The 24807-nt window shown below is 73.7% G+C and carries 19 protein-coding genes; 8 read left to right on the top strand and 11 right to left on the bottom strand.

What is annotated here, in order from left to right; genetic code table 11:
* Positions 1-332: 332 nt before the first annotated feature.
* The 5 genes from ACZ37P_RS31510 to ACZ37P_RS31490 all read right to left on the bottom strand — a co-directional run bounded on the left by ACZ37P_RS31510 (position 333) and on the right by ACZ37P_RS31490 (position 6432).
* A complete protein-coding gene (locus tag ACZ37P_RS31510; RefSeq protein WP_355335277.1) occupies positions 333-1472 on the bottom strand; it encodes an ABC transporter ATP-binding protein in 1140 nt (379 codons plus the stop codon).
* The gene (locus ACZ37P_RS31505; RefSeq protein ID WP_467349727.1) at positions 1469-2650 is read right to left on the bottom strand and encodes an ABC transporter ATP-binding protein; all 1182 of its coding nucleotides are present in this window, start codon (positions 2648-2650) and stop codon (positions 1469-1471) included. The genes ACZ37P_RS31510 and ACZ37P_RS31505 overlap by 4 nt, the downstream gene beginning before the upstream one ends.
* A gap of 1 nt (position 2651) precedes the next feature.
* Entirely contained in the window at positions 2652-3638 is a 987-nt protein-coding gene (locus ACZ37P_RS31500; RefSeq protein ID WP_467349725.1) for an ABC transporter permease, read from the bottom strand.
* Complete coding sequence (locus ACZ37P_RS31495) at positions 3635-4612, bottom strand: ABC transporter permease (protein WP_467349857.1); 978 nt, start codon at positions 4610-4612, stop codon at positions 3635-3637. Before ACZ37P_RS31495 ends, ACZ37P_RS31500 begins: the two co-directional genes overlap by 4 nt.
* 83 nt (positions 4613-4695) lie before the next feature.
* Complete coding sequence (locus tag ACZ37P_RS31490; protein WP_391162807.1) at positions 4696-6432, bottom strand: ABC transporter substrate-binding protein; 1737 nt, start codon at positions 6430-6432, stop codon at positions 4696-4698.
* A 224-nt stretch (positions 6433-6656) separates the two neighbouring features.
* Between ACZ37P_RS31490 and ACZ37P_RS31485 the strand changes: the two genes are divergently transcribed.
* Complete coding sequence (locus tag ACZ37P_RS31485) at positions 6657-8111, top strand: aminopeptidase P family protein (RefSeq protein ID WP_401307788.1); 1455 nt, start codon at positions 6657-6659, stop codon at positions 8109-8111.
* Positions 8112-8237: 126 nt separating this feature from the next.
* Here the strand turns inward: ACZ37P_RS31485 and ACZ37P_RS31480 are convergent, their stop codons facing one another.
* Both ACZ37P_RS31480 and ACZ37P_RS31475 read right to left on the bottom strand, forming a co-directional pair.
* A complete protein-coding gene (locus tag ACZ37P_RS31480; RefSeq protein ID WP_355335293.1) occupies positions 8238-8948 on the bottom strand; it encodes a GntR family transcriptional regulator in 711 nt (236 codons plus the stop codon).
* Between the two features lie 128 nt (positions 8949-9076).
* Positions 9077-10765, bottom strand: coding sequence for a carboxylesterase/lipase family protein (locus ACZ37P_RS31475; protein ID WP_467349723.1), 1689 nt, complete (start codon positions 10763-10765; stop codon positions 9077-9079).
* Positions 10766-10871: 106 nt separating this feature from the next.
* Here ACZ37P_RS31475 and ACZ37P_RS31470 point away from each other — a divergent pair, with 106 nt between their 5' ends.
* Entirely contained in the window at positions 10872-11615 is a 744-nt protein-coding gene (locus tag ACZ37P_RS31470; protein WP_467349721.1) for a TetR/AcrR family transcriptional regulator, read from the top strand.
* Positions 11616-11618: 3 nt separating this feature from the next.
* On the opposite strand, the gene ACZ37P_RS31465 is transcribed toward ACZ37P_RS31470, so the two are convergent.
* On the bottom strand, positions 11619-12167 hold the full coding sequence (locus tag ACZ37P_RS31465) for a DUF4383 domain-containing protein (RefSeq protein ID WP_391162812.1): 549 nt from the start codon (positions 12165-12167) through the stop codon (positions 11619-11621).
* A 153-nt stretch (positions 12168-12320) separates the two neighbouring features.
* Complete coding sequence (locus ACZ37P_RS31460; RefSeq protein ID WP_401720096.1) at positions 12321-13019, bottom strand: RNA polymerase sigma factor; 699 nt, start codon at positions 13017-13019, stop codon at positions 12321-12323.
* Positions 13020-13187: 168 nt separating this feature from the next.
* Between ACZ37P_RS31460 and ACZ37P_RS31455 the strand changes: the two genes are divergently transcribed.
* On the top strand, positions 13188-14213 hold the full coding sequence (locus tag ACZ37P_RS31455) for a MerR family transcriptional regulator (protein WP_401854640.1): 1026 nt from the start codon (positions 13188-13190) through the stop codon (positions 14211-14213).
* Positions 14214-14437: 224 nt separating this feature from the next.
* Here ACZ37P_RS31455 and ACZ37P_RS31450 read toward each other — a convergent pair whose 3' ends face one another.
* Positions 14438-16534, bottom strand: coding sequence for a glycosyltransferase (locus tag ACZ37P_RS31450; protein WP_467349718.1), 2097 nt, complete (start codon positions 16532-16534; stop codon positions 14438-14440).
* Between the two features lie 217 nt (positions 16535-16751).
* On the opposite strand from ACZ37P_RS31450, the gene ACZ37P_RS31445 reads away from it, so the two are divergent.
* Complete coding sequence (locus ACZ37P_RS31445) at positions 16752-18101, top strand: glycosyltransferase (protein ID WP_467349717.1); 1350 nt, start codon at positions 16752-16754, stop codon at positions 18099-18101.
* Between the two features lie 3 nt (positions 18102-18104).
* On the opposite strand, the gene ACZ37P_RS31440 is transcribed toward ACZ37P_RS31445, so the two are convergent.
* Positions 18105-19634 (bottom strand): SDR family oxidoreductase, encoded by a 1530-nt coding sequence (locus ACZ37P_RS31440; protein WP_391048129.1) that lies wholly within the window; start codon positions 19632-19634, stop codon positions 18105-18107.
* A gap of 267 nt (positions 19635-19901) precedes the next feature.
* On the opposite strand from ACZ37P_RS31440, the gene ACZ37P_RS31435 reads away from it, so the two are divergent.
* Genes ACZ37P_RS31435 through ACZ37P_RS31420 form a run of 4 tightly spaced genes read left to right on the top strand, consistent with a single transcriptional unit; the run spans position 19902 to position 24800 of the window.
* On the top strand, positions 19902-21194 hold the full coding sequence (locus ACZ37P_RS31435) for a polyprenyl synthetase family protein (protein WP_355335318.1): 1293 nt from the start codon (positions 19902-19904) through the stop codon (positions 21192-21194).
* Complete coding sequence (locus ACZ37P_RS31430; RefSeq protein WP_355335320.1) at positions 21191-22729, top strand: phytoene desaturase; 1539 nt, start codon at positions 21191-21193, stop codon at positions 22727-22729. Before ACZ37P_RS31435 ends, ACZ37P_RS31430 begins: the two co-directional genes overlap by 4 nt.
* Positions 22726-23796, top strand: coding sequence for a phytoene/squalene synthase family protein (locus ACZ37P_RS31425; protein ID WP_402713261.1), 1071 nt, complete (start codon positions 22726-22728; stop codon positions 23794-23796). Before ACZ37P_RS31430 ends, ACZ37P_RS31425 begins: the two co-directional genes overlap by 4 nt.
* Positions 23793-24800: a DUF5914 domain-containing protein gene (locus ACZ37P_RS31420; protein WP_402713262.1), complete on the top strand. Its 1008-nt coding sequence runs from the start codon at positions 23793-23795 to the stop codon at positions 24798-24800. The genes ACZ37P_RS31425 and ACZ37P_RS31420 overlap by 4 nt, the downstream gene beginning before the upstream one ends.
* Positions 24801-24807: the final 7 nt, after the last annotated feature.

Genomic DNA, 24807 nt, shown 5'->3' with positions numbered 1-24807 from the left:
CCTTCACGCCAACTCATGGTTTTTTTTTTCTTTTTTGCCCCCTCCCCCCCGGGGGACGGGTCTGTTTCTCCCCCCCCCCCCAGCCCGTTTCCCCGCTCCCCCGCGCCCGGGAATTCCCCGCGCCCGGACCGCGGGCGGACCGCGCGCAGGCGGACGCGGCGGAGTCGCTCGACCCCGCTGTCCGGCGCACGGAGCAGCCCTGCTGTCCGGACCCGTGCCTCGGTCCGGTCGGTCGGCCTTGTCGAGCGGTCCGAGCGTGCGGCTCTGTCAATCGGCGTGGTCGTGCGGCCCCGTCAGTCGGCGTGGTCGACCGGCCCCGTCAATCGGCTCCCTCAATCGGCGTCCGGGAAGTGGCAGGCGACCTGTCGGCGCGGCGGACCGGCCAGTTCGGGGCGGGTGACGCCGCAGATCTCCTGTGCTTTGTGGCAGCGCGGGTGAAAGGCGCAGCCCGACGGCGGCGCCGCGGGACTGGGCGGATCGCCGCGCAGCACGATCCGCTGCCGCACGCGTTCCACCGCCGGGTCGGGTACCGGCACCGCCGACAGCAGCGCCGCGGTGTACGGGTGCGCGGGGCGCTCGTACACCTGGGACTTGTCACCGATCTCGACGACACGGCCGAGGTACATCACCGCCACCCGGTCGCAGACCCGCTTGACGACCGAGAGATCGTGGGCCACGAACACGTAGGCCAGGCCGAGTTCGTCCTGGAGACGTTCCATCAGGTTGACGATCTGCGCCTGCACCGAGACGTCGAGCGCCGAGACGGGTTCGTCCGCGATGACCAGCCGCGGTTCGGTGGCCAGGGCGCGGGCGATGCCGATCCGCTGCGCCTGCCCGCCGGAGAACTCGTGCGGATACCTGTCGAGGTGTTCGGGCAACAGGCCGACGAGGTCGAGCAGTTCGGCGGCGCGGATCCTGGCCCGGCCGGCCGACGTGCCCTGCGCCAGGAGCGGGTCGGTGACGATACGGGCCACGGTCTGCCGAGGGTTGAGCGAGGAGTACGGGTCCTGGAAGACCATCTGGATGTGCCGCCGCAGCGGCCGGAGCCGCCGCTGGCCCAGATGCGTGATGTCCTGTCCCGCGAACCGGATACTGCCGGCCGTGGGTTCGAGCAGCCGCACCACCATCCGTCCGGTGGTGGACTTGCCGCATCCCGACTCGCCGACCAGCCCCAGCGTCTCACCGGCCGCCAGGTCGAAGCCGACCCCGTCCACCGCGCGCACCGGGGCCGTCGCCCTGCCCAGCCGCCGTCGTCCGGGAAAGGTCTTGACCAGGCCGCGGACCGACAGCAACGGCGGGTCGCCGCCCGGTTCCAGGGCGGGCGGCGGTCCGCCGTCCGCGGCGGCGACGGGTTCGAGGTGCCGTCGCCGGTCGGGGGCGGTCCCGGCGCGCTGTCCGTTCGTATCGGCGACGGCCGCCCCCGTACCGGGGCCTGATCCCGTCGCCGGTCGTGCTCGGTCCGTGCGCTTCATCGCGTTTCCTTGACGGTGAGGGGCGGCCCGCTCCGGGCGTCCGCGGGCGGATCGGCGGCGGACCGCGCCGCCGTCGTCAGATGACAGGCGGTCAGATGCGCCGGGCCGGGCGGGGCCGCGGCGGCCTCTCCCCCGTCGCCGGAGACCCGTGGGACCCCGGCGACCTCTCCCCCGCCGCCCTTCCCCGGCGGGGCCGACCCCGCGCCGCGCACCGCCTCCAGGGCCGGGCGCCGGGTGGCACACCGCTCCCGCTCCGGCTCGGACGCGACCGCCGCCCGGGGGCAGCGGGGCAGGAAGGCGCAGCCCTCGGACAGGCTGAGCAGCGAGGGCGGTGAGCCCGGGACGGTACGCAGCGGCGCGTCGTCCGCGTCGTCCAGCCGGGGCAGCGAGTCGAGCAGCCCGCGGGTGTACGGGTGGGCGGGCTCGGCGAACAGCGCGTCCACCGTGGCCTGTTCGGCCGCCCTGCCGCCGTACATCACCAGCACCTCGTGGGCGACGCGGGCCACCACTCCCAGGTCGTGGGTGATCATCACCACCCCCAGACCGCGTTCCTGCTGGATGCGGGCGATGAGTTCGAGGATCTGCGCCTGCACGGTGACGTCCAGCGCGGTGGTCGGCTCGTCGGCGATGAGCAGGTCCGGCTCGCAGGCCAGGGCCATGGCGATCATCACGCGCTGCCGCATGCCGCCGGAGAACTGGTGCGGGTACTCCGCGACCCGCCGGGCGGGTTCGGGGATGCCGACCTCGCCGAGCATCTCCACCGCGCGGCGCCGGGCGACCGCCCGGCCGGAGCGGAAGTGCCGCCGGTGCGCCTCGGCGATCTGCTCCCCCACCGTGTAGTAGGGGTGCAGGCTGGACAGCGGGTCCTGGAAGACCATCGCCATCCGGCGCCCGCGCAGCGCGCTCAGTTGCGCACCGCTCAGACCGGTCAGCTCCCGGCCGCCCAGCGCGATGGAACCGGTGACCTCGGCGTCCTCGTGCAGTCCCATGACCGCGAGCGAGGTGACGGACTTCCCGGAGCCCGACTCCCCGACCAGGCCGAGGGTCCGCCCCTGCTCGACGGTGAAGCCGATGCCGTCGACGGCCCGTACCGGACCGCGCTTGGTGCGGAAGGAGACGGTGAGGCCGTCCACGCGCAGCAGCGGCGGCGTGGCCGCATCGGCGGTGTCCTGGTCCATCTCAGTACCTCACCCTCGGGTCGATGACGGCGTAGAGCAGGTCCACGACGAGGTTCGCGCCGACGATGAAGAAGGCGGCCAGCAGCGTGACGCCGAGGATCACCGGCTGGTCGGAACGCCGGAGCGCGTCGAAGAAGAGCTGGCCGACACCGGGAATGCCGAAGATGCTCTCGGTGATCACGGCGCCCGCCAGCAGGCCGCCGAGGTCCATGCCGAAGAGGGTCAGGACCGGTGTCATCCCGGAGCGCAGCCCGTGCTTGAGCACGACCGTGCGCTCGGGCATGCCCTTGGCCCGCGCGGTCCTGATGTACGGCTGGGCCATCGCCTCGATCATCGAACTGCGGCTCTGGCGTGCGTACATGGCCGCGTACAGCAGGGCCAGGGCGATCCAGGGCAGCAGCAGGTTGGACGCCCAGTGCGCGGGGTCGCGGGTGAGGGCCACGTAGGACGGATAGGGCAGCACCCCGGCGATGCGGACCGCTCCCCAGATCAGCACCATGGCGGTGAAGTAGACGGGAAGCGAGGCGGTGGCGACCGCGCCGACCATCAGTCCGCGGTCGGTGAGCGACCCCTTCTTCAGGGCGGCGGTGACTCCCGCGCCCAGCCCGAGGACGAGCCACAGCACGGCCGAGCCGACCGCGAGCGAGACGGACACCGGCAGCCGGTCGGTGAGCAGGCTCCACACCGGCAGCGAGTTCTCGTAGGAGTAGCCGAAGCAGGGGAAGCCGCAGTGCACGGCGTGCGGGCCGCTGCCCAGGTCGCGGCCCGCGAAGATACCGGTGAGGTAGTCCGCGAACTGCCGCCAGACCGGCCGGTCGAGGCCCATCATGTGGCGGACCTGCTCGACGCGTTCGGTGCTGCAGGACTTTCCGCAGGCCGCCGTGGCCGGGTCGGCGGGCAGCAGATAGAAGATGGTGAAGGTGATGGCGCAGACGGCGAGCAGCACGCCCGTCACGCCGATCAGCCGGCGGATCACGTAGAGCGTCACGACCGCCCTCCCCGCGGGTCGAGGATGTCGCGCAGGGCGTCGCCCAGGACGGTGAAGGCGAGGACCGCCAGGAAGAGGAAGACGCTGGGGATCACGAAGAACATCGGGTCCGTGTCGTAGTAGACGACGGCCTGGGAGATCATCTGCCCCCAGGACGAGGTGGGGGGCCGCACACCCACACCCAGGAAGCTGAGCGCCGCCTCGGTGCTGATCATGCCGGGGACGAGCAGGGTGGTGTACGCGATGACCGGCCCCGACACGTTGGGCAGAACCTCGCGGGCCAGGATGCGCGGCGCCGTGGAGCCGCCGACCCGTGCCGCGTCGACGTACTCGCGGTGCCGGAGCGACAGCGTCTCGCCGCGGACGATGCGCGCGATACCGGGCCAGCCGAACAGGCCGATGACGCCGGTCATCAGCGCGACGCGGTTGACGTCCTGGGCCACCGACATCATGGCGATCATGAAGATGAGGGAGGGGAAGGACATGGTCAGGTCCATCAGCCTGCTCAGGACGCTGTCCACCCGCCCGCCGAAGTAACCGGCGGTGATGCCCGCGGCGGTGCCGACGACCACCACGATGGCCGTGGCGGCGAAGGCGATCATCAGCGACACCTGCGCGCCGTACACGACGCGGGCGAACAGGTCGCGTCCGGTGGCGGGTTCGACGCCCAGCCAGTGGTCGGCGCTCATCCCGCCGAACGAACCGCGGGGCATGCCGCCGAGGTAGGGGTCGATGGCGCTCTCGTCGAACTCGTCGGGGCGCCAACCGCCCAGTCGGGCCAGGAGCGGCGCCGCGACGGACACGACGACCAGCACGACGACCACGACGAGGGAGCAGCGGGCGGCGGGCTCGTGCCACAACTGCCGCCAGGCACGCCGCCACGGGCCGCCGCTGGTGTCAACTAAGCCGCCGGACAGGTGACGTGATGCTTCGTCAGATTCATTCGGATCGGTCGGATGGATCGGATTCGGCAGGTCGGTGGAGCCGCTGGGCCGCGACCGCCCGGCGCGCCGACGCCGGGCGGTCTTCCGCTCTGTGGTCATGCTGGTGGCGCCCTTCACCCCTGGCTCTTAGCGGGGTCCTTGAGACCGATGACCGCGAAGTCGAACTGCCCGGTCCACGCCGAGTGGCCGAACGCGCCCGCCACGTTGGTGCCGACCAGCAGCGGCTTGCGCTGCCACAGCAGCGGTACGGCGGGCGACTTGTGCATGATCGTCGCGTCGAGGCCGATCCAGGCGACCTTGGTCTGGTTGGCGTTGGACATCGCGGCGATCTGGTCCATCCGCCGCTCCACCGCGCTGTCGCGGAACTGCGAGAAGTTGCCCTGGTTGCCCTTGGCCTTGATGGTGCGCCCGTCGAACACGAAGGGCAGGAAGGTCGAACCCGAGGGGTAGTCGGGACACCAGCCGCTGAGCGTCATGTCGGGTGCGTGGGCGGTGTCACCGACCGTGTCGTAGAAGACGGACGGGTCCACGACGTCGATCCTCACCTTCACCCCGGCCTTGGACAGCGACGCCTGAAGCGCTTCGGCCCTGGTCTTGTCCCCGGTGGCGACGGTGAGCGTGGCGTCCAAGGACGGCTTGCCCGCCTTGGCCAGCAGCTCCTTGGCGCGCGCCGGGTCGCCGGACGGCGGCACGTTGTACACCGGGGCGACGAACCCGCCGGTCAGCAGCGGCGGCAGGTAGTGGGTGGCGATGTCGTTGAGCGCCGGTCCGCCGTCCGCGGTGACCTGCGCCGACCTGTCGACGGCGTACTGCATGGCCTCGCGGACGGTGGGATCGGTGAACGGCCCGCGCGCGGTGTTGAGATAGAGCATGTCCGTGCAGCCGGTCGGCTCGGCGGACAGCCGCTCCCGCACCGAGCGGTTCGGCAGCACCTTGGCGACGCTGGCCGCACTGAGATTGGCCCATTCGACGGCCGAGGCGTCCGCGCCCGAGCTCGCGATCAGCCGGTCGTCGATCTGTCCGCCCTGCAGACCCATCGTGACCACGATGCGGTCCGGGTACGCCTTGCGCACCTGGTCGGTCCCGGGGCTCCACCGCGCGTTGCGGACCAGCACCATCTCCTTGCCCCGCTTGTAGCTCTCGATCTTGTACGGGCCGGAGGAGAACGGCCGCAGGTCGTACCGCACCCCGGTCTCGCGGGCCTTCGGGACCGGCGAGAAGGTCGGCAGGGTGACGGTGTACGAGAATTCGGCGACCGGCCGCTTGAGGTGGAAGACGATGGTCCGGTCGTCCGGCGTCCGGATGGAGTCCAACTCCTTGCCGGTCAGCGGCCCGGTGTAGCCGTCGGTGTCCGCCAGGTACTGCCGGGCGTAGTCGGGGCCGCCGGTCAGGTCCGGCGAGAACGACCTCTCGACGTTGTACTTCACGTCCTGCGCCCTGATCGGGGTGCCGTCCTCGTACGTCAGGCCGGGTTTGAGGGTGAAGGTCCACACCCGCCCGTACTCCGAGGAGCGTCCGAGGTCGGTCGCGAGGTCCGGCACGATCGTGCCGCCGGCGGTTCCGGGCGCCGCCTTGAAGGTGGTGAGCGTCCGGTAGAGCAGCCGGGTGCCGAAGTCCATGGTCGGCATGACCCAGTTGCGGGCGGGGTCCAGGTGGTCGAAGTCCTGATTGGACAGCACGGTGAGGGTGCCGCCGCGCTCGGGAGTACCGCCGATGACGGTGCCGGTGGCCACTCCCGGGGCCTTGTGCTCTCCGTCCCTGCTCTTGGTGTCGGCCGAGCAGGACGTCGCGGCGAGGGCCAGCGAGGTCGTTATGCCGATCGCCAACGCGACGCTGATGCGCTTGGTCATGGTGTGTCACTCCGTTGTGAGTTCCCGGCACCGCGACCGCCTTCAAGGGGTGAGAAAAGGGCGGCCGCCAGGACACCTGTGCGATGTGACTCGTAACATAGTAATGTGACATTGCATTGACAAGCCGTCAGCTCTCTCGTTACCGATCCGTGCCTCACCCTCCTCGTTCGCCCTGTTCGGCCGCTTTCCCCGTTCGCGCACCGACCCGAAGGAGTCGCGCACCGATGACCGAACCCACCACCCCACCGCACACCGGCAGCCACGATCTGCCGGTGTCCTCCGCTCTGGGCGACTTCATGGCCACCGCCTGGGCGCCCAGCCCTCTCCCGCCGGAAACCCGGCTGCCCGCAGAGGAGTTGACGACCGGTCGCCGCGCCCGGCTGTCCGCCCGGTTCCCCGGCGAGCGGCTGATCATTCCGGCGGGACGGCTCGCCGTACGGTCCAACGACACCGACTACCGCTTCCGCCCGCACACGGCGTACGCCTGGCTGACCGGCTTCACCGGCGAGGACCAGCCGGGGAACGTCCTGCTGATGGAGCCGGCGGGCAGCGGCCATCAGGCCGTGCTGTACCTGCGGCCCCGCTCGCCCCGTACCGGCCAGGAGTTCTACCGGGACCGCCGTTACGGCGAGTTCTGGGTCGGCCGACGTCCCGACCTCGACGAGGCCGCCGCGCTCAGCGGGCTGCGCTGCGAGCACCTGGACGACCTGGTCAAGCCGCTGACCGGAGCCTCCCCTCCGGTCCGGCTGCTGACCGGAGTGGACCCGGCCGTCGAGGAGTTGGTCGGCTCCGGGAACCACCAGCCCACCGGTGACGCGGAGTTGGCGACCGTCCTCGCCGAACTCCGGCTGGTCAAGGACCCCTGGGAAGTCAGCCAACTGCAACTCGCCGTCCACCACACGACGAGCGGCTTCGAGGACGTGGTCAGGGCGCTGCCCCAGGCGCTGCGGCACCCGCGCGGCGAGCGCTGGATCGAGGGAGTGTTCGCCCTGCGGGCGCGCGCCGAGGGCAACGGGGTCGGCTACGAGACCATCGCCGCCTCCGGCGCGCACGCCTGCGTCCTGCACTGGATACGCAACGACGGCCCGCTGGACCCCGCGGGACTGCTGCTCCTGGACGCGGGAGTGGAGACCGACACCCTCTACACCGCCGACATCACCCGCACCCTGCCGCTGTCCGGCCGCTACTCACCGGCCCAGCGCACCGCGTACGAACTGGTGCTGGCGGCGCAGGAGGCGGGCATCGCCGCGCTGCGCCCAGGGGCGCGCTTCCGCGACTTCCACCTGGCCGCGATGCGGGTCATCGCCGAGGGGCTGTACGACTGGGGCGTCCTGAAGATCCCGCCGGAACAGGCGTTGAGCCCCGACAGCGGCGTGTACCGCCGCTGGACGCTGTGCAGCAGTGGTCACATGCTCGGCATGGACGTGCACGACTGCGCGCGCGCACGGGCCGAGACGTATCTCGACGGGGTTCTGGAGGAGGGGCAGGTGCTCACCGTCGAGCCCGGACTGTATCTCCAGCCGGACGACGAGACGCTGCCGCGCGAACTGCGCGGCATGGGCCTGCGGATCGAGGACGACCTGGTGATCACCGCCGACGGCGCGAGGCTCATGTCCGGTGCGCTGCCACGGACCCCCGACGCGATCGAGGAGTGGATGGGCGGCCTCCTCAACCCCTGAGCGGTCGGGGTCGGCGTCCGGCGGCGACGGCCGCCGGACGCTCCCGTCGGTGACGGCCTCGTCCGCTGCCGGGCGACGCCCCGGACCGTACGTCAGGCCATCCCGTACGTCTGGCCATCCCGTACGTCAGGCGGTCCCGAGCTGGAGTCCGTTGGGCGCGGTCGCCGCCCCCTCGGCGCCGTCCGCCCACAGTGAGCGAACGTGGCCCAGGTGGCGGCTGATGCACTCCTGTGCGCCCTCGGAGTCGCGGGCGAGCATGAGGTCGAGCAGTTCGATGTGCTCCTGGGCGGACGCCACCAGTCGACCGGTCTCGTCGAGCCAGTTCAGCCCGTACAGCCGAGAACGTTTCCGTAGGTCGCTCACGACCTCCACCAGATGGCCGTTGCCGGCCAGGGCGAGCAGTCCGAGATGGAACCGGCGGTCGGCCTCCAGGTAACCGATCAGGTCGTGTCCCCGGGCCGTCTCCACGATCTCCAGGGCGAGCGGTCGCAGCGCTTCCAGTTGCTCGGGGGTGGCCACCGCGGTGGCCCGCCCGATGGTGGGGACCTCGATCAGCGCGCGGATCTCGGTGTACTCGTCGAGATCGCGTTCGGTGATCTCGGTGATACGGAAGCCCTTGTTCCGCACCGCCTCGACGAGTCCTTCCTTGGCGAGGTCGAGCATCGCCTCGCGGACTGGGGTGGCCGAGACGCCCAACTCGGCGGCCAGAATGGGCGCGGAATACACCGCACCGGGCCGCAGTTCGCCCGCGATGAGAGCGGCACGCAGAGCGTTGGCCACCTGGTCGCGCAAGTGCTCCCGTACGGGAATGACGCCGCGCGACGACAAATGAGCCATGACCGATCCTCCAGACACACGAACTCCCAGCATACAATGTGACGTTGCCCCACAGGGAGGGAGCGGGGTTCCGGATCCGGAGTCCCGCCGGGCCGTGAGCCCGGCGGGGACGGGCGTCGCGGCAGCGGTCAGACGCCGACGGTCCGCCAGAAGCCGCACTGGTGTTCCTGGGCGAGGTCGACCGGCTCCGTCTTCCCCGCTTGCAGGGACTGGACGTGCCGACCGGTGCCGAAGCGGGGCCAGGGCGCCGTGCCGGGGCCGTTCGGATCGCCCGTGTGGGCGAACTGGGCCCAGTAGCGGATCATCGTGTCGGCGAGTCGGCGCTGGGCGGGGGTGGCCGGACCGGGGAGCTGCTCGTCGGCGAAGAGATACTGCAACTCGCTGCCGTGGAACGCTCCGGTGGGGAAGTCGGGCTTCTTGAGGGTGCTGAACCAGGGTGCCTCGTCGTCGGCGAACTCGTAGGCGTAGGTCGGCACGTGCTGATCCAGGGCCCGGTCCCGGTCGAGGACGGTGCACCCCCAGGCCCAGTCGGTGACGACGGCGGACAGCGCCTCGCCGGGGGACGTGAAGCGGTCGGCGGGGTAGCGGGCCAGGACGCGGGCCGCGTCGGACGGGGTGAACAGTGTCCGGATCTGCTGCCGGTAGTCGGCGTCGGTCGTCGTCCGGCCGGTCACGGCTTCGATGGCCGCGGTGAACAGCCGGTGTTCGTCCCGGGTCGTTCCCTGGATGACGGGGACCCGGTTGAAGTGGCCGGTGGCGAACGCCTGTTCCGGGCTCACGGGCAGTACGCCGCCGCCGACCGTCGGCCCTGATCCGACTCCGTCGTCGGACCACTTGAGGAGTTCCTTCACGGGTGCGGCGCGCAGACAGGCCGCCGCTGCCCGGAGGTCGGAGCAGCCGACCTTTGCCGCGACGTCGAGTCCGTGCCGCTCGCGCTCCGCGCGCGGCAGCGGGAACCAGGTGGGCGGGCCCGGTGACCAGTGGCGTCCCGTGCACTCGGCGCTTTGCAGGATCGCCCTCTGGAACAGGCCCGTTGACCCCGGCGCGACGAGATGCGCGCAGACGCTGGTGCCGCCGGCCGACTCGCCGAAGAGCGTGACGTTCGCCGGGTCGCCGCCGAATGCCGCCGCGTTGCGCCTCACCCAGCGCAACGCCGCCTGCTGGTCCTCCAGTCCGAAGTTGCCCGACAGGTGCGCGGCCGGGCCCTGGTCGAGGGCGGGATGGTCGAGGAATCCGAAGACACCGAGCCGGTAGTTGACGCTGACCACGACCACCTTGCCCAGACTGGCCAGGCGCTGTGCGTCGTAGAGGCTTCCGGCGCCGTTGATGAAGCCGTTGCCGTGGATCCACACCATCACCGGCAGCTCGCGGGCGCCGCCGCCCGCGGGCGTGGTGACGTTCAGGTAGAGGCAGTCCTCGCTGTTGCTCTGCTCGTCGATGAGCCCCGCCGACTGTGCGCATCGGTTGCCGGGCTCGGTCGCGGTCCGTATGCCGGGCCAGGACGCGGCCGGTTGGGGCGACGCCCAGCGCAACCGCCCGACCGGCGGGGCGGCGTAAGGAATCCCCTGGAACATCCGGGTGTCCGCGCCGAGGCGGCCTTCGACCAGGCCGGTGTCCGTCCTGACCACGGTGGCGGGACCGCCTCGGCCGCCCTCCGCACGCTGGGCCGGCCGCGCGTGTCCGGCGGCGCAGCCGGTCATGGCGCCGCCGATCATGACGGCGCCGACCAGAGCGGTCAGCAGGGCCCGCAGGCGCGGTCGCGCCCTGACCTGTGGCCTGCGACGTCCTGGGGCGCGGTTCTGACCTGGGGGATTCATCGGCGTTCACATCCTCAAACAATTCGTGTGTGGTCCACACTAATATAAAGTGTGAGGCGCCCACAAAGTCAATTTCCCCCGGGGACGAGACATGGAGATGAGCCCGATGACGACCGGTGACGACGAGGCGCTGCCGCCCGGCCTCGCCCAGGCGTGGGGACTGGCCCCCAAGACGGGACGGCTGGGCCGGAAGCCCTCGCAGAGCGTGGAGGGAATCGTCGAAGCGACGGTCGCGCTGGCCGACGCGGAAGGCTTCGCGGCCCTGTCCATGCCGAACATCGCCAGGCGGGTGGGACTCACCGCCAACGCGGTCTACCGGTACGTCAGCTCGCGGGACGAGCTGCTGGTGCTCGTCGCTGAGACCGCGTGGGGCCCGGCGCCGGAGCTGGAAACCGGCGCGGACCAGTGGCGAGCGGCTGCCGCCCGTTGGACCAGGGCGATGATCGGGCGTTGCGACACGCACCCGTGGCTGCCCGACCTGCCCATCCGCGGGGCGCCCGCGACCCCGAACCTGCTGCGCTGGACGGAAGTGCTGCTCGAAGCGCTCACCGGGGCCGGGCTGAGCACCGCCGAATCGCTAGGGTGCGCGCTGCTGCTCGACGGCTACGCGCGGCGCATCGCCGCCGCCCGCCGCGACGTGCGCGACAGCACCGCGGCGCCGGTGCAGTCGGCCGCCGTGGCGCGCTTCCTTCAGCCGCTCCTGCACGAGCACGGATATCCCATCCTCGCGGCCATGATGGAGCGCGAGGAATACGACGACGACATCGCTGACGACGACGTGGACTTCGGCCTGACCCGGATCCTGGACGGAATCGAGGCCCTGATCACCCGGCGGACGACGGCCCGCTGAACGTCAGCGCGGCTGCGCGCCGGGGGCGCGGGGCGCGAGGGCGGGGCGGGGCGCCGCGGACGGGGCAGCGGCGGCGGCCTCGCGGTCGGCCTGTTCGGGGTGACGGCTGCGCCAGTACGGGTTGTCATGCGGGAGGCGGCTGCTGACGCGGCCGTACATCCCGAACGTGATGATGAGCAGGCCCATCACGAAGCTGAAGATGACATTGGGCATACGGAAGTTCAGCACGTTCGCCGACCGGTCCAGGACGGCGAGATTGACGAAGCCGCTCAAGAGGAACAGGGCGCCGACGGTCATGTTCAAGGTGGAGGCGAAGTTACCGCCGACGATGCCGCCGAGGATCAGGGCGGCGCCCACCACCAGGGAGATCACGCTCAGCGCGCCGTTGGTGCTCAGACCGGCGACTTTGGACCCGTGGGTGTCGAAGAAGCCCAGCGCGTCAGCGAACCCGAGTGCTCCGAAGACGATCAGCACCAGGCCGCAGAAGGCGGCGCCGAAGCGGTAGACGGTGGCCAGGTGGTGATCGTGCGGGAGTTCGTCCTGCAGCTTCATCGCCGTCTCCTCTGTGGGGCGGGCAGATCCGTATGTCGCGGATGTACTGCTTTCACACTCTCCAGGGTGGCCCTTTTGTCCGGATCTCTCATCTCGCAGCGTTTTTGCAGCGTGCCGTGTCATGGGCGCTACGGCCTCCGGGGCCGCCCCGCATCAGCCGAGCGCGGCGTCCGCCTGGAGGAGCGCCCGCAGTCTGAGCAGCCCGCGGCGCGAATGGCTCTTGACCGTGCCCAGCGGCAGACCGGTGCGCTCGGAGATCTCGGCGTGGGTGAGGTCCCAGTAGAAGGCCATGCACAGCACCTGCTTCTGGGCGGCGGGCAGCTTGGCCAGCTCACGGGTCACGAAGACCCGGTGGAGCGCGGCGTCGGGCTGAGCGTCAGCGTCCGGCTCGGGCGGCAGGGCGGAACCGGCGTTGGCCACGAGTACCGAGCGGCGGGTGCGGGCGGAGAGCGCGTCGGCGATCTTCCGGTGCGCGATGCCGATCAGCCATCCGGCCAGGGACCCGCGGTCCGGCCGGTAGCCGTGCCGGCCGCGCCACGCGGCGAGGAAGACCTGCTGGGTGACGTCCTCGGCCTCGCGTGCGTCGCCGAGCGACCGGCGGGCGAGCGCGTGGATCAGACCGCCCCAGCGGTGGTAGGCGGCGGCCACGCAGTCCTCGTTGCCCCGCACCAGACCGGCCGCCAGCTCCGAGTCGGCCAGGCCCAGCTCGGCCGGTTCCCACAGCGGCGCGTCGGACCCGCCCCGGCCGTCGGCGGAGCGGGCGGGCGCCGGTACGGCGGGGGGAGCGGGTGCGGCGGCAGCGGATGCGGACGCGGGCTCGTGCGCGGGTTCCGCGACGGTGCGTACGGTCATGGAGCTGCCCTTCTTCGGTCGGGTTCCTGCCGGGCGGGTCGCGAGCCGCCGGGAAGCCCGGCGCGCGGGGCCGCTTGCCGCCGATGCGGCGGGGTCGGCTCGTCCTAGCGTGCGAATCACCGGCCAGGTGGAGCAACTCGCACCGTTTCTGCGTCGTATATTGAAGAGATGAGCGAGGAGACGGGTGGGACGCAGGGGGCGTCGGGAGCGCGGGAGCCTGTCGAGGCCGGGATCGCCACGGGTGCGCTGGCGCGGCGGCTCGGGGTGTCCGCCACGACGGTGCGGTCGTGGGACCGGCGGTACGGGATCGGCCCGGCGGTCCGTTCGGACGGTCGGCACCGGCGCTGGGCCCCGCGGGACGTGGCCGTTCTGGAGGAGATGTGCCGGCTCACCGCCTCGGGCGTGCCGCCCGCGGAGGCGGCCCGCGCCGCTCAGGCCGCCGCCGGCACCGCGCCCGCGCCCACGAGCCCGGCGTCGGCCGGGCCGCCCCGGCGCGCCACTCGGCAACCGGCCGCCGGGAGCGGCCTGCCGCTCGGGGATGTCCGGCAGGAGTGCCGCGGGCTCGCGCGGGCCGCGGTGCGGCTGGACGGCCCGGCGGTGGACGCCCTGCTGACCGACCTGGTCGAGCGGCACGGGCTGGTCGTCGCCTGGGAGGAGGTGATGGCGCCGACCCTGCGCGCCGTCGGCCGCAAGTGGCAGACCTCCGGGGAGCGGTACGTGGAGGTCGAGCACCTGCTGTCCTGGCACGTCTCGTCGGCGCTACGGCGGGTCCGCGCGGCGCCGACCGTCACCGGGGCGGCGCCCGTACTGCTCGCGTGCGTGCCCGGCGACCACCACACGCTTCCGCTGGAGGCGCTCACCGCGGGGCTCGGAGAGCTCGGCCTGTCGACCCGGATGTTCGGCGGGGCGGTGCCGGTCGACGCCCTGGACGAGGCGGTACGCCGGATCGGCCCGGCGGCTGTCGTGCTGTGGTCCCAGTCCCGCTCCACCGCCGACCGCCCGCTCGCCCGGCATGTCGCGGCCACTAGCTGGGGCGTCAAGGGCGCCCGTACCCATCCGATGGTCTTCCTCGCCGGTCCCGGCTGGGCCGGCCCCCTGATGCCCGGCATGCTCAGACCCCAGGGCCTGCGCGACGCCCTGTCCGCCCTGAGCCGCATCGGCTCCCCCACCCCACCACCCACCGCCGCCCCCTGACCCCCTCCGGGGGGGCACGCCCCGGCCAGTCCTCAGCCGAGGCCGAAGCAGGCTCAGCGGCAGCCCGTGGACGCCCCGGCCAGCAGCCGACACCGCCGCAGGCCGACGCGCACGCACCGGAAGCCCCGGGACGCCGTCCGGGTGGCCCTCAGCCGACATCGCCGCAGGCCGGTGGGCGGCTCGCCTCCAACCCGGCGGTACGACCTCGCGTCGCGGCTCGGGCGTCAGCCGGGGGTTCCGGGCGGGGTGGTGGCCAGGTATTCCTCGACCAAGGCGGCAGCCGTGGAGGTGAGGGTGTAGCCGGAGGTGACCGTGGCGCGGCCCCGCGCGGCGAGGGCGCGGGCGGCGGAGGGCGGCATGTCCAGCATCCGTTCGAGGCCGAGGCCCAGGGCGGGTGCGCTGGAGGTGTCCAGCAGTACGCCGTTGTCGCCGTCGCGCAGATAGTGGCGTACTCCCCCGCGTTCGGGGGCGGCGGTCGGCAGTCCCGCGTCCATGGCTTCGAGCACCGCGATCCCGAACTCCTCCTTGGCGCTCGGGCAGACGTACCAGGCCCGCGCCCCCGACGCCGGGTCGGCCAGCGCCCGCTCCAGGCGGCGTACGCGGGTGTTGGACAGGGCCGTGAGCAGGACGAGCCGGTGGGCCGCGCCGGGGTGCCGGGCGAGCAGGCGGCCGATCCTGGCGCGCATCGCGGTCTCGGCGGCCGACGGACGGTCGGCGGCGCCGCCGATCAGCACGAGGGAGGACCGCCGGTACAGGCCCCGCTCCAGCCAGGCCCGTACCAGCATGTCCTGCTGCTTGACGGGGTGCAGCCGTCCCACGCAGAGCAGCAGCGGCTCCCGCAGGGCGTCCGGGCCGAGCGGCGCCCGCCGCGCGCCGCCGCTACCGCCCCCGCCGAGGACCATGCCCAGCAGATCCGCCCGGTCGGACGCCTCGGACGCGGCCGGCACGTACGGCTGGATGCCCTCCGGTGGTGCGGCCGGCCCCGCGCCGTCCCGTGCGGCGGCCAGTTGGGGGAAGTGGCGGACGAGTTCGGAGGCGTCGCCCTGCTGTCCGGGTATGGCGACCACGCGTGCGGCCCGTTCGACCAGCCGGTCGGCGACGAACACCCGGTGCAGGTCGTCGCGCAGGTCGTCGGAGGCGGCCGGGGCCCGGCCGTGGCGTGCGGTCATCTGCCGGTGCGGATCGGGCGTCGCGGTGAACACCAGCCGGGCTCCGAGGCGTTCCGCGGCCTGGGCCATGGCGAGCGAGCCGTCGTCGGCATAGCGCGCGTGCAGGACGTCCAGCCGTGCGCCGAGGCCGCCGAGCAGCCGTACGGCCCACCAGGCCAGCGCCTCTCGGTGGGCGCCCATCTCGTGCTGGCCGAGGGGATGTTCCGCGTCCACGGGGAGCCGCAGCACCCAGTGGCCGGGGCCCCGGGCGTGCAACAGGCTGTCGTCGCGCGCCAGTTCGCTGCGGCTGGCGGTGACCACCGTCACGACGGCGGCGACCGCGCCGGTGTCGGCCAGCGCGTCCCCGAGGCCGCTGAGCAGCACGCTCAGGCCGCCGCTCAGCCCCTCCCCCGGAGTGTCGAGGCCGCCGAGCAGCATCGGCTGGGCGACGAGCAGACCCGGCCTGCGCGCCGCCGCGGGCAGCAGCGGGTCCTGGCCGGGGAGCAGCATCAGCCGCTCGTACGGGTCTTCCGCCTCGGCGGAGACCGGCAGCAGGGACGCGCCGCCCGGCACACCGGCGAGGTAGCGCCAGGCCGCGTGGCGGGTCGCGCGGTCACCGGCCGCCGCGAGTTCGGCCGCCTCCTCCGGCTCCAGCGGCCGCAGGCCCCGGGCCGTGGCGACGTCCAGCAGGGCCGCCGTCGCGGCCCCGGCCGGGCGGTGGCGCAGCGCCTCGCGCAGCGCGTCGCGCGCGCTGTCCGCGCCGTGCACCCGCAGCGCGTCCGGCCACGCCTCGGCCGCGGCGGCCCGCAGCCGGTCCGAGCCACCGGCGTGGCCGGTCAGCGTCTCGGGGCTGTGGGCCAGGCCCATCCGGCAGGCGCGGCGGAGTCGCGCCAGTGACAGGTCCTCCGCCTCCCAGGCGATGCCCTCGGGGAACGGCCAGCCGTACTCCGCCTGCGTGAGGTTCAGCAGCGCCCCGGCGCCCGCGCCCGCGGCGGCGGGCCGGATCCGACCGGTCCAGAAGGTCGAACGGAGGTCGACGAAGACGTCGTCGTCCGGCGCGGGCCCCGTGCGAGCGCCCGGACCGGCGAAGACGTTCCCGGTGACCGTCCCGTCGCCGGCCGGTCCCGTGGCGGAGCCCGCCGCGGGGGCGGTCGGCAGTGCGATGTCTTCCATGGCGGCCTCTCCCGTGCGAATGGGGCTGCGGATCGTGCACAGTCATCGCTTCCGTACGGCCGAGCGGATTGGATGCACTTCGGGCGCCGGTTCTGCCTCACAGCGCGCACGCCCCTGACCTGGCAGGATCTGCCGTCGCAGCCGCGCCGCACGCCGTCGTGGAGTTCCGCGGGGGCCGCGTCGGCGTACGCGGACACCGCTCGTCCGAAGGAGTCCCATGGCCCGGATCGTGGTGGTCAGCCCGCCCTTCCAGTCGCACGCCCGGCCGCTGTCGGTCCTGGCGGGAGCCCTGCGGCGGGCGGGCGACGAGGTGCACTTCGCGTGCGCGCCCGCCTTCGAGGAGCTGGCGCGGGAGGCGGACATCGGTTTCGTGCCGCTCACGGTGACGCGGAACGCCAATACGGGGATCGCGGAGACGACCGAGCAGGACACGGCGGAGGCGGCGCGTCTCACCGAGTTCCTGGACGCCACCAGGGCGGGCGCGGTGCCCGCGCTGCTCGCCCAGGCCCGGCACCGAGGCGCCGACATGCTCGCCGACCCGGAGCGGATCCTGGCGGACCTGCGGATGCTGCACGACCGGCTGCGGCCGGACTGGTACCTGGTGGACCAGCTCAATTACCCGGTGACGCTCGCCCTGCACTGCCTCGGTCTGTCGTACGCCTCCTACTGTCCCGGACATCCCGGCTACCTGCCAGCGGGCCCCGACGCCTTCTTCGGCGAACCCTGTGCCTGGCCCGCCGGGATCCGGCCGCGCCCCGCCGAGCGGGCGGCGCTGCGCACCGCGGTACGGGCGAACGACGCGGCCTTCACCTCGCTGTTCGCGGACTTCGCCGCACTCCACGCCCCGCACCGGCCGCCGCCCGGCCGGGCGTTCGCGCTGACCTCACCGCACGCGGTCGTCTACTGCTACCCGCCGCTTCCCGGCCTGCCCGTACCGCCCGAGGGGCGCGAAGCCCTCTACGCCGGTCACTGCACCGCGCAGGACGCGCCGGTCCTGGACCCGTACTGGCGCGGTGCGGCCGACCGGCTGCGGGCGGCGGCGGGGAAGGTCGTCCTGGTCGCCTTCGGCACCTTCCTGTCGGCCAGGGACGACGTGCTGCGGACCGTGGCGCGCGGCGTGCTGGAGCGCTGTCCGGACGCGGCGGTCGTCCTGGCGGCCGGGGACCGTACGGCGGCGCTCGCGGATCTGGCGGGCCCGCGGGTGTGCGTCGCGGCCTCCGTGCCGCAGCGCGCGCTGCTGGCGGAGGTGGACGCGATGGTGCACCACGGCGGCAACAACTCCTTCACCGAGTGCGTCGCCGCGGGCGTCCCGGCGCTCGTCCTGCCGTTCTCCAGCGACCAGTTCGCCGTCGCCCACGACGCCGAGCGGGCCGGGGCGGCCGTCGTCCTGGACCCGGCCGCGGCGACCGGGCGGGAGATCGGGGACGCCGTGGCCTCACTGCTCACCGCGCCGCCGCCCGGACTCGGGCGGCTGTCCGCCCGGGTCCGCGAGCGGGGCCCTGACTGGGCGGCCGTCCGGCTGCGGGCCGTGATGGCCGCCCGCCGGGAGCGGCCGGTCGCACCGTAGCGGTCAGTGGGTGGTGACCGGCCGCGGGCTCGGGGCGGACCTGCCCTGTTCCGCCGCCTTGGCGATGTTGCGTGCCATGCCGCCGAAGACGAACGCGTGGAAGGGCGAGATGCTCCACCAGTACGCGTGGCCGAGCAGCCCGCGCGGGTGGAACAGCGCCCGCTGCCAGTACAGGGTGCGGCCCTGGTCGTCCCGGTCGGCGTGCAGCTCCAGCCAGGCCAGGCCCGGCAGTCGCATCTCGGCGCGCAGCCGGAGCATCCTGCCCCGGTCGATCTCCTCGACCCGCCAGAAGTCCAGGGAGTCCCCGTTCCGCAGATGAACGGCGTCACGGCGTCCGCGGCGCAGCCCGACACCGCCCGCGAGGCGGTCGAGCCAGCCGCGCACCGCCCAGGCCAGGCCGAAGGAGTACCAGCCGTTCGTGCCGCCGATGCCCTCGATCACGCGCCACAGCGCCTCGGGTGAGGCGTCGACCACCTGCTCGCGGCGGTCGGTGTAGAGGCTGCCGCCGGACCAGTCGGGGTCGGTGGGCAGCGGGTCGCTGGGCGCGCCGGGCAGCGAGGCGGAGGACCAGCGGGTCGTGACCTGTGCGTCCTGGACCCGCCGCAGGGCCAGGGCCAGGGCGCGGCGCAGCGGGAAGGGCTGCCCCTCGCCGTCCGGCACGTAGCGGGCGATGTCGTGCTCGGAGCAGACCACCTCGTGCCGCAGGGACTCCGCGAGCGGGCGCGCGATCGACCGGGGCACCGGGGTGACCAGTCCGATCCAGTGGCTGGACAGCCGTGGGGTGAGGACGGGGACCGGGACGATCAGGCGTTTGGGCAGACCGGCGATCGCCGCGTAGCCCTGCATCATCTCCCGGTAGGTGACGACGTCCGGGCCGCCGATGTCGAAGGGGCGGCTGACCTCCGGCGGCATGGCGGCGCTCCCGACGAGGTAGCGGAGCACGTCGCGGACGGCGATGGGCTGGATCCGGGTACGGACCCAGCTCGGGGTGACCATCACCGGCAGCCGTTCCGTGAGGTAGCGCAGCATCTCGAACGACGCGGAGCCCGATCCGATGATCACCGCGGCGCGCAGCGCGGTGGTGGGCACCCCCGAGTCCAGCAGGATGCGGCCGACCTCGGCGCGCGAGCGCAGGTGCGGCGAGAGTTCGGCCTCCGGTACTCCGCCGGGGGTCAGGCCGCCGAGGTAGACGATGCGTCCCACCCCTGCGGCGCGGGCCTGCTCGCCGAAGACCCGGGCCGCCTCCCGGTCGGTCTTCTCGAAGCCGGAGCCGGTGCCCAGCGCGTGCACGAGGTAGTACGCCACGTCCACGTCGCGCATCGCCGCCGCCACCGAGTCGGGATCGGTGACATCGCCCTGGACCACCTCGGTGTCGTGCACCCATGGGTGGTCGCGGAGCTTTCCGGGTGAGCGGGCCAGGCACCGGACCCGGTACCCGGCGGCCAGCAGTTCGGGCACCAGGCGTCCGCCGATGTAGCCCGAGGCCCCGGTGACCAGGCACAGCGGCCCGGGTTCGGTGGCATCGCTGATCATGAGCAGCTCCGTTCCGCGCGTTGTGTTCCCCCCACCGTCCCCCTTCACGGTCTCTTCCGCGCGGCCCGGTCGGCCGGATGCGGGCCGGACCACCCGCATGCGGAGATTCGTCGACAGTGACCCGATGTGGCGGCGTGATCACGATGGGTCACTCGTGGTGAGGTGTTTTCGCCCCTCCCGGCAGCAGTGGACGTCCGCTGCATCCGCGGGGGCGTCCCGGACGGAATGACCGAAGACGAAGCCGAACGACGCGAGGAGAGGAAGTCGATGAGGCGCATCGCGGCGGACGAGCACCCCTCCCCCGGTGAGCAGGCGGCCCGGGGCGCCCCGTACGACGCTTCCGCACGCGTCCTTGTCCCCCGCCCGCCGGACCCCGCGGCCGTGGACGCGGACGTCGCGGACCACGTCGGGCGGGTGCTGGCCCATGAGCTCGGCGAGCGGGTGGCGGCAGCGGCGGCGATCGACGCGGTCTTCGCGCGGGACCTCGCCGAGCGGGTCGCCGGGTTCACCCTGGGCGGCGGCAAGCGCACCCGGTCGCAGTTCCTGTGGTGGGGGCTGCGGGCCGCGGGCGGCGGCGGGTCCGCCGAACAGGTGCACGCGGCGCTGCGGATCGCCGCCGCGGTGGAGCTCGTCCAGACCTGCGCGCTGGTGCACGACGACGTGATGGACGGCTCCGCGCTGCGGCGCGGACAGCCCGCGGTCCATCTCGACCTCGACGCGCAGTACCCCTGCGCGCGCCGCTCCGGCCCCGCCGAGCCCTTCGGCCGGGCGGCAGCCGTCCTGGTCGGCGACCTCGCGCTGGCCTGGGCCGACGACACCGTCGCGGCCACCGCCCTGCCCGGCGACACCTCCCGCAGGGTGCGCGTGCTGTGGCAGGCCATGCGCACCGAGATGGTGGCCGGGCAGTACCTGGATCTGCACGGGCAGACCACCGGTGCGCGGTCGGCCGCGCGGGCGCTGCGCACGGCCCGGCTGAAGAGCGCGCTGTACTCCGTCGAGCGCCCGCTGGCGCTCGGGGCCGCTCTGGCCCGCGCGGACGAGGAGACCACCCGGGCGCTGTGCGCGGCGGGCCGACAGGCGGGCATCGCCTTCCAGTTGCGCGACGACCTGCACGGGGTGTTCGGCGACTCCGCGTACACGGGCAAGCCGACGGGCGAGGACATCCGCGACGGGAAGCCCAACTACCTGATCGCGGTGGCCCGCGACCACGCCGAGGCCGCGGACGACCGGCGGGCCCTCGCCCTGCTGGACACGGCCGTCGGCGACCCGCGGTTGTCCGACGGCGATCTGGACCGGGTACGGGACCTGCTCGTCTCGACCGGCGCGCGGGCCGCCGTCGAGCACCGGATCGAGAAACTGGCCGCCGACAGCGCCCGGTTCCTGGCGGGCGCGACGCGCGTCGGACCGGTTGCCAGGGCCCGGCTCCTCGACCTCTTCCAACGCGCCGCGGGCGTATGCCCGGACGGGCGGTCCGTACACCACGCCCCGCACCCGCAGGACCGACCGGCAGCCGCCGGACCGGGCCCGCGGGAAGCCGCTGCCGCAGGAGACCACCGATGAGAACAGTGACGGGACGCACCGACCATGTCGTGGTGGTCGGGGCCGGGCTGTCCGGGCTGTCCGCCGCGCTGCACCTGCTGGGCGCGGGACGCCGGGTGACGGTTGTGGAGCGCGCCGCGCTGCCCGGCGGCCGGGCGGGCAGGATCGAGCGGGGCGGCTACCGGATCGACACGGGGCCGACCGTGCTCACCATGCCCGACCTGGTCGCGGAGGCGTTCGCGGCCGTCGGCGAGACGATGACCGACCGGCTGGACCTGATCGCGCTGCACCCGGCCTACCGGGCCTTGTTCGCCGACGGCAGCCGCCTCGACGTGCACACCGGCGCCGAGGCCATGGAGGCGGAGATCGAACGCTTCGCCGGTCCGGCGGACGCGGCGGGCTACCGGCGGCTGCGCCGCTGGCTCACCGACCTCTACGCGGTCCAGATGCGGCGGTTCATCGACGCCAACTTCGACTCGCCGCTCCAGCTCGTCCACCCGGACCTGGCCCGGCTCGCGGCGCTCGGCGGCTTCGGCCGACTCGACGCCCGCATCGGCGACTTCGTCTCCGACGAGCGGCTGCGCCGGGTCTTCACCTTCCAGGCGCTGTACGCGGGCGTACCGCCGGCCCGCGCGCTCGCCGCCTACGCGGTGATCGCCTACATGGACACCGTCGCGGGCGTCTACTTCCCGCGCGGCGGCATGCACGCGCTGCCGCGGGCGATGGCGGACGCGGCGGCCGACGCGGGGGCCGACTTCCGGTACGGGCAGGACGTCACCCGGCTGGAGCGGTCCGGCGACCGGATCACCGCCGTCGTCACGGACCAGGACAGGATCGCCTGCGACGCGGTGGTCCTCACCCCCGATCTGCCGGTCGCCTACCGGCTGCTCGGCCGGACCCCGCGCCGGGCGGTCCCGCTGCGGCACTCGCCCTCCGCGGTGATCCTGCACGCGGGCACCGACCGCACCTGGCCGGAGCTGGCGCACCACACGATCTCCTTCGGCGCCGCGTGGAAGGACACCTTCCACGAACTGACCCGCGCCGGGACCCTGATGTCCGACCCGTCGCTGCTGATCACCCGGCCGACGGCGACCGACCCGCGACTGGCCCCGCCCGGCAAGCATCTGCACTACGTCCTGGCGCCGTGCCCCAACACCGCCATCGGGCCGGACGCGCGCGCATGGGGAGAGCTCTCGCCGCGCTACCGCGACAGCCTCCTCGCCGAGCTGGAGCGGCGCGGCCTGACCGGGATCGGCGCCGCCATCGAGGAGGAGTCCCTGGTGACGCCCGCGGACTGGACGGCGGACGGGCACGCGGCCGGTACGCCGTTCTCCGCGGCCCACACCTTCGCGCAGACCGGCCCGTTCCGTCCCCGGAACCTGGTGCGAGGCACCGAGAACGCGGTGCTGGCCGGCTGCGGCACCACGCCGGGCGTGGGCGTGCCGACCGTGCTCATCTCCGGCAAGCTCGCCGCGGCCCGCGTCACCGGGCCGCGCCCGCGGCGGCCGTCCCCGCCCGCCCGGACCCGGCTCGCGACGGAAGGCACCCCGGCGTGACCGCGCGCGAGCTGGACGCGGCCGGGATCGACGCGCCCGCGCTGCGCGCCGCGTACGCGCGCTGCCGACAGCTCAACGCCCGGCACGGCAAGACGTACTTCCTCGCCACCCGGCTGCTCCCGGTCGAGCGGCGACCGGCCGTGCACGCGCTGTACGGCTTCGCCCGCTGGGCCGACGACATCGTCGACAGCCTCGACCGGACGCGGACCCTCCAGGAGCGGGCCGCCGCGCTCGACGCGCTCCAGGAGGAGCTGGCGGCCGGGCTGCGGCACGGGAACAGCAAGGAGCCGGTGGTGCGGGCGCTCGCGCACACGGCCGCCGTGTACGACATCGACCACCGGCACTTCACCGACTTCATGGCGGCGATGCGCAGCGACCTCGAGGTGCGCGACTATCCGACGTACGCCGACCTGCGCGGCTACATGCACGGGTCGGCTGCGGTGATCGGCCTCCAGATGCTGCCGGTGCTGGGCACGGTCGTCCCCCGCGCGGAGGCCGCCCCGCACGCCGCGGCACTCGGTGTCGCCTTCCAGCTCAGCAACTTCCTGCGGGACGTCGGCGAGGACCTGGACCGCGGCCGGGTCTATCTGCCCGCGGACCTGCTCGCCGCGCACGGCGTGGACCGCGGCCTGCTGCTGTGGAGCCGGACGACCGGCGCCCGCGACGCACGGATCACCGAGGCGCTGCGGGCCGCCGCAGAACTGACCCGCGGCGTCTACCGGGAAGCGGCGCCCGGCCTGCCGATGCTCGACCCGGTGGCCAGGCCGTGCATCCGTACCGCTCTCGTGCTCTACGGCGGGATCCTGGACGCGATCGAGGACGACGGGTACGCGGTCCTGCACCGCCGTGCGGTGGTACCGCGCGAGCGGCGCGCGGCGGTGGCGCTCGACGGGCTGGTCCGGCTGGGCGCGGCGCGGCTGCGCGCCCGGGGCGGCGCGACGGCACCGGAGCCGGAGGACCGAGGGCAGGCTTCACGGACGCAGGGGCGGCCACGTCAACCACCGCGTGAACGGCCGTCGTCGGTGGGCCCGTCGTGGTCCCGCTGGGAGAAGGAGAACATGTCGTGACCGATCACCGGCCCGGCCGCTTTCCGCTGCGGCTGCGCCGCGACCCGGCCGGCTGGGCGCAGCAGCGGCCGACCTGGCGCGACGCGGCGCCGCGGCTGATCGGCGACGCCCTGAAGCGGGCCCTGGCGCGGCCGTCCGGCAACTGGTTCGTCGTCGGCGGCTCCCGCGCCGTCAAGGACGGCCGCCCGTACGGCAGGACCGTCGGCGGCACCGAGGTGGTGCTGTGGCGGGACGCGGCGGGCACACTGCGCGGCGGCCCCGGCGCCTGCCCGCACCTGGGCGCGCCGCTCAAGGACAGCTCGGTGCGCTGCGGGACGCTGATCTGCCACTGGCACGGCCTGTCCCTCAAGGGCGCGCCGTTCGCGGGCTGGGAGCCGTACCCCGTGCACGACGACGGGCTGCTGGTCTGGGTGCGGCTGGACGGGGTGGGCGGCGAGGAGCCGACGGCCGCCCCGCTGGTGCCGGTCCGGCCGGAGCCCGCGGGCGCCCTGGCCGCGGTCTATACGGGTTTCGGGGTGTGCGAACCGGAGGACGTGGTCGCCAACCGGCTCGACCCGTGGCACGGCGGATGGCTGCACCCGTACTCGTTCGTGGACCTCACGGTGGTCGGCACACCCACTGGCGATGCCGACGCGGCGCACGACGCCTTCGCGGTGGACGTCTCCTTCAAGGTCGCCGGGCGGGCGGTGGTGCCGGTGCGCGCGGTGTTCACGGCGCCGGAGCCCAGGACCGTGGTCATGCACATCACCGAGGGCGAGGGGCGGGGTTCCGTGGTCGAGACGCACGCCACGCCGCTCGGCCCCGACCGGTCGGGGCGTCCGCGGACCGCGGTGGTGGAGGCGGTGGTCGCCGCGTCGGACCGCCGCGGGTTCGCGGTCGCGCGGGCCGCCGCCCCGGTGCTGCGCCCGCTGATGCGCGGGGCCGCCGGGCGGCTGTGGCGCGACGACCTGGCGTACGCGGAGCGGCGGTGGGCGCTGCGCGCCGCCGGCCGCTTCCCGGGCTGACGGCGCG

The organism is Streptomyces sp. NPDC024632, assembly GCF_055559175.1.
Note: the sequence above shows the minus strand (reverse complement) of the source record. Positions and strands in the feature narration are given on the sequence as shown.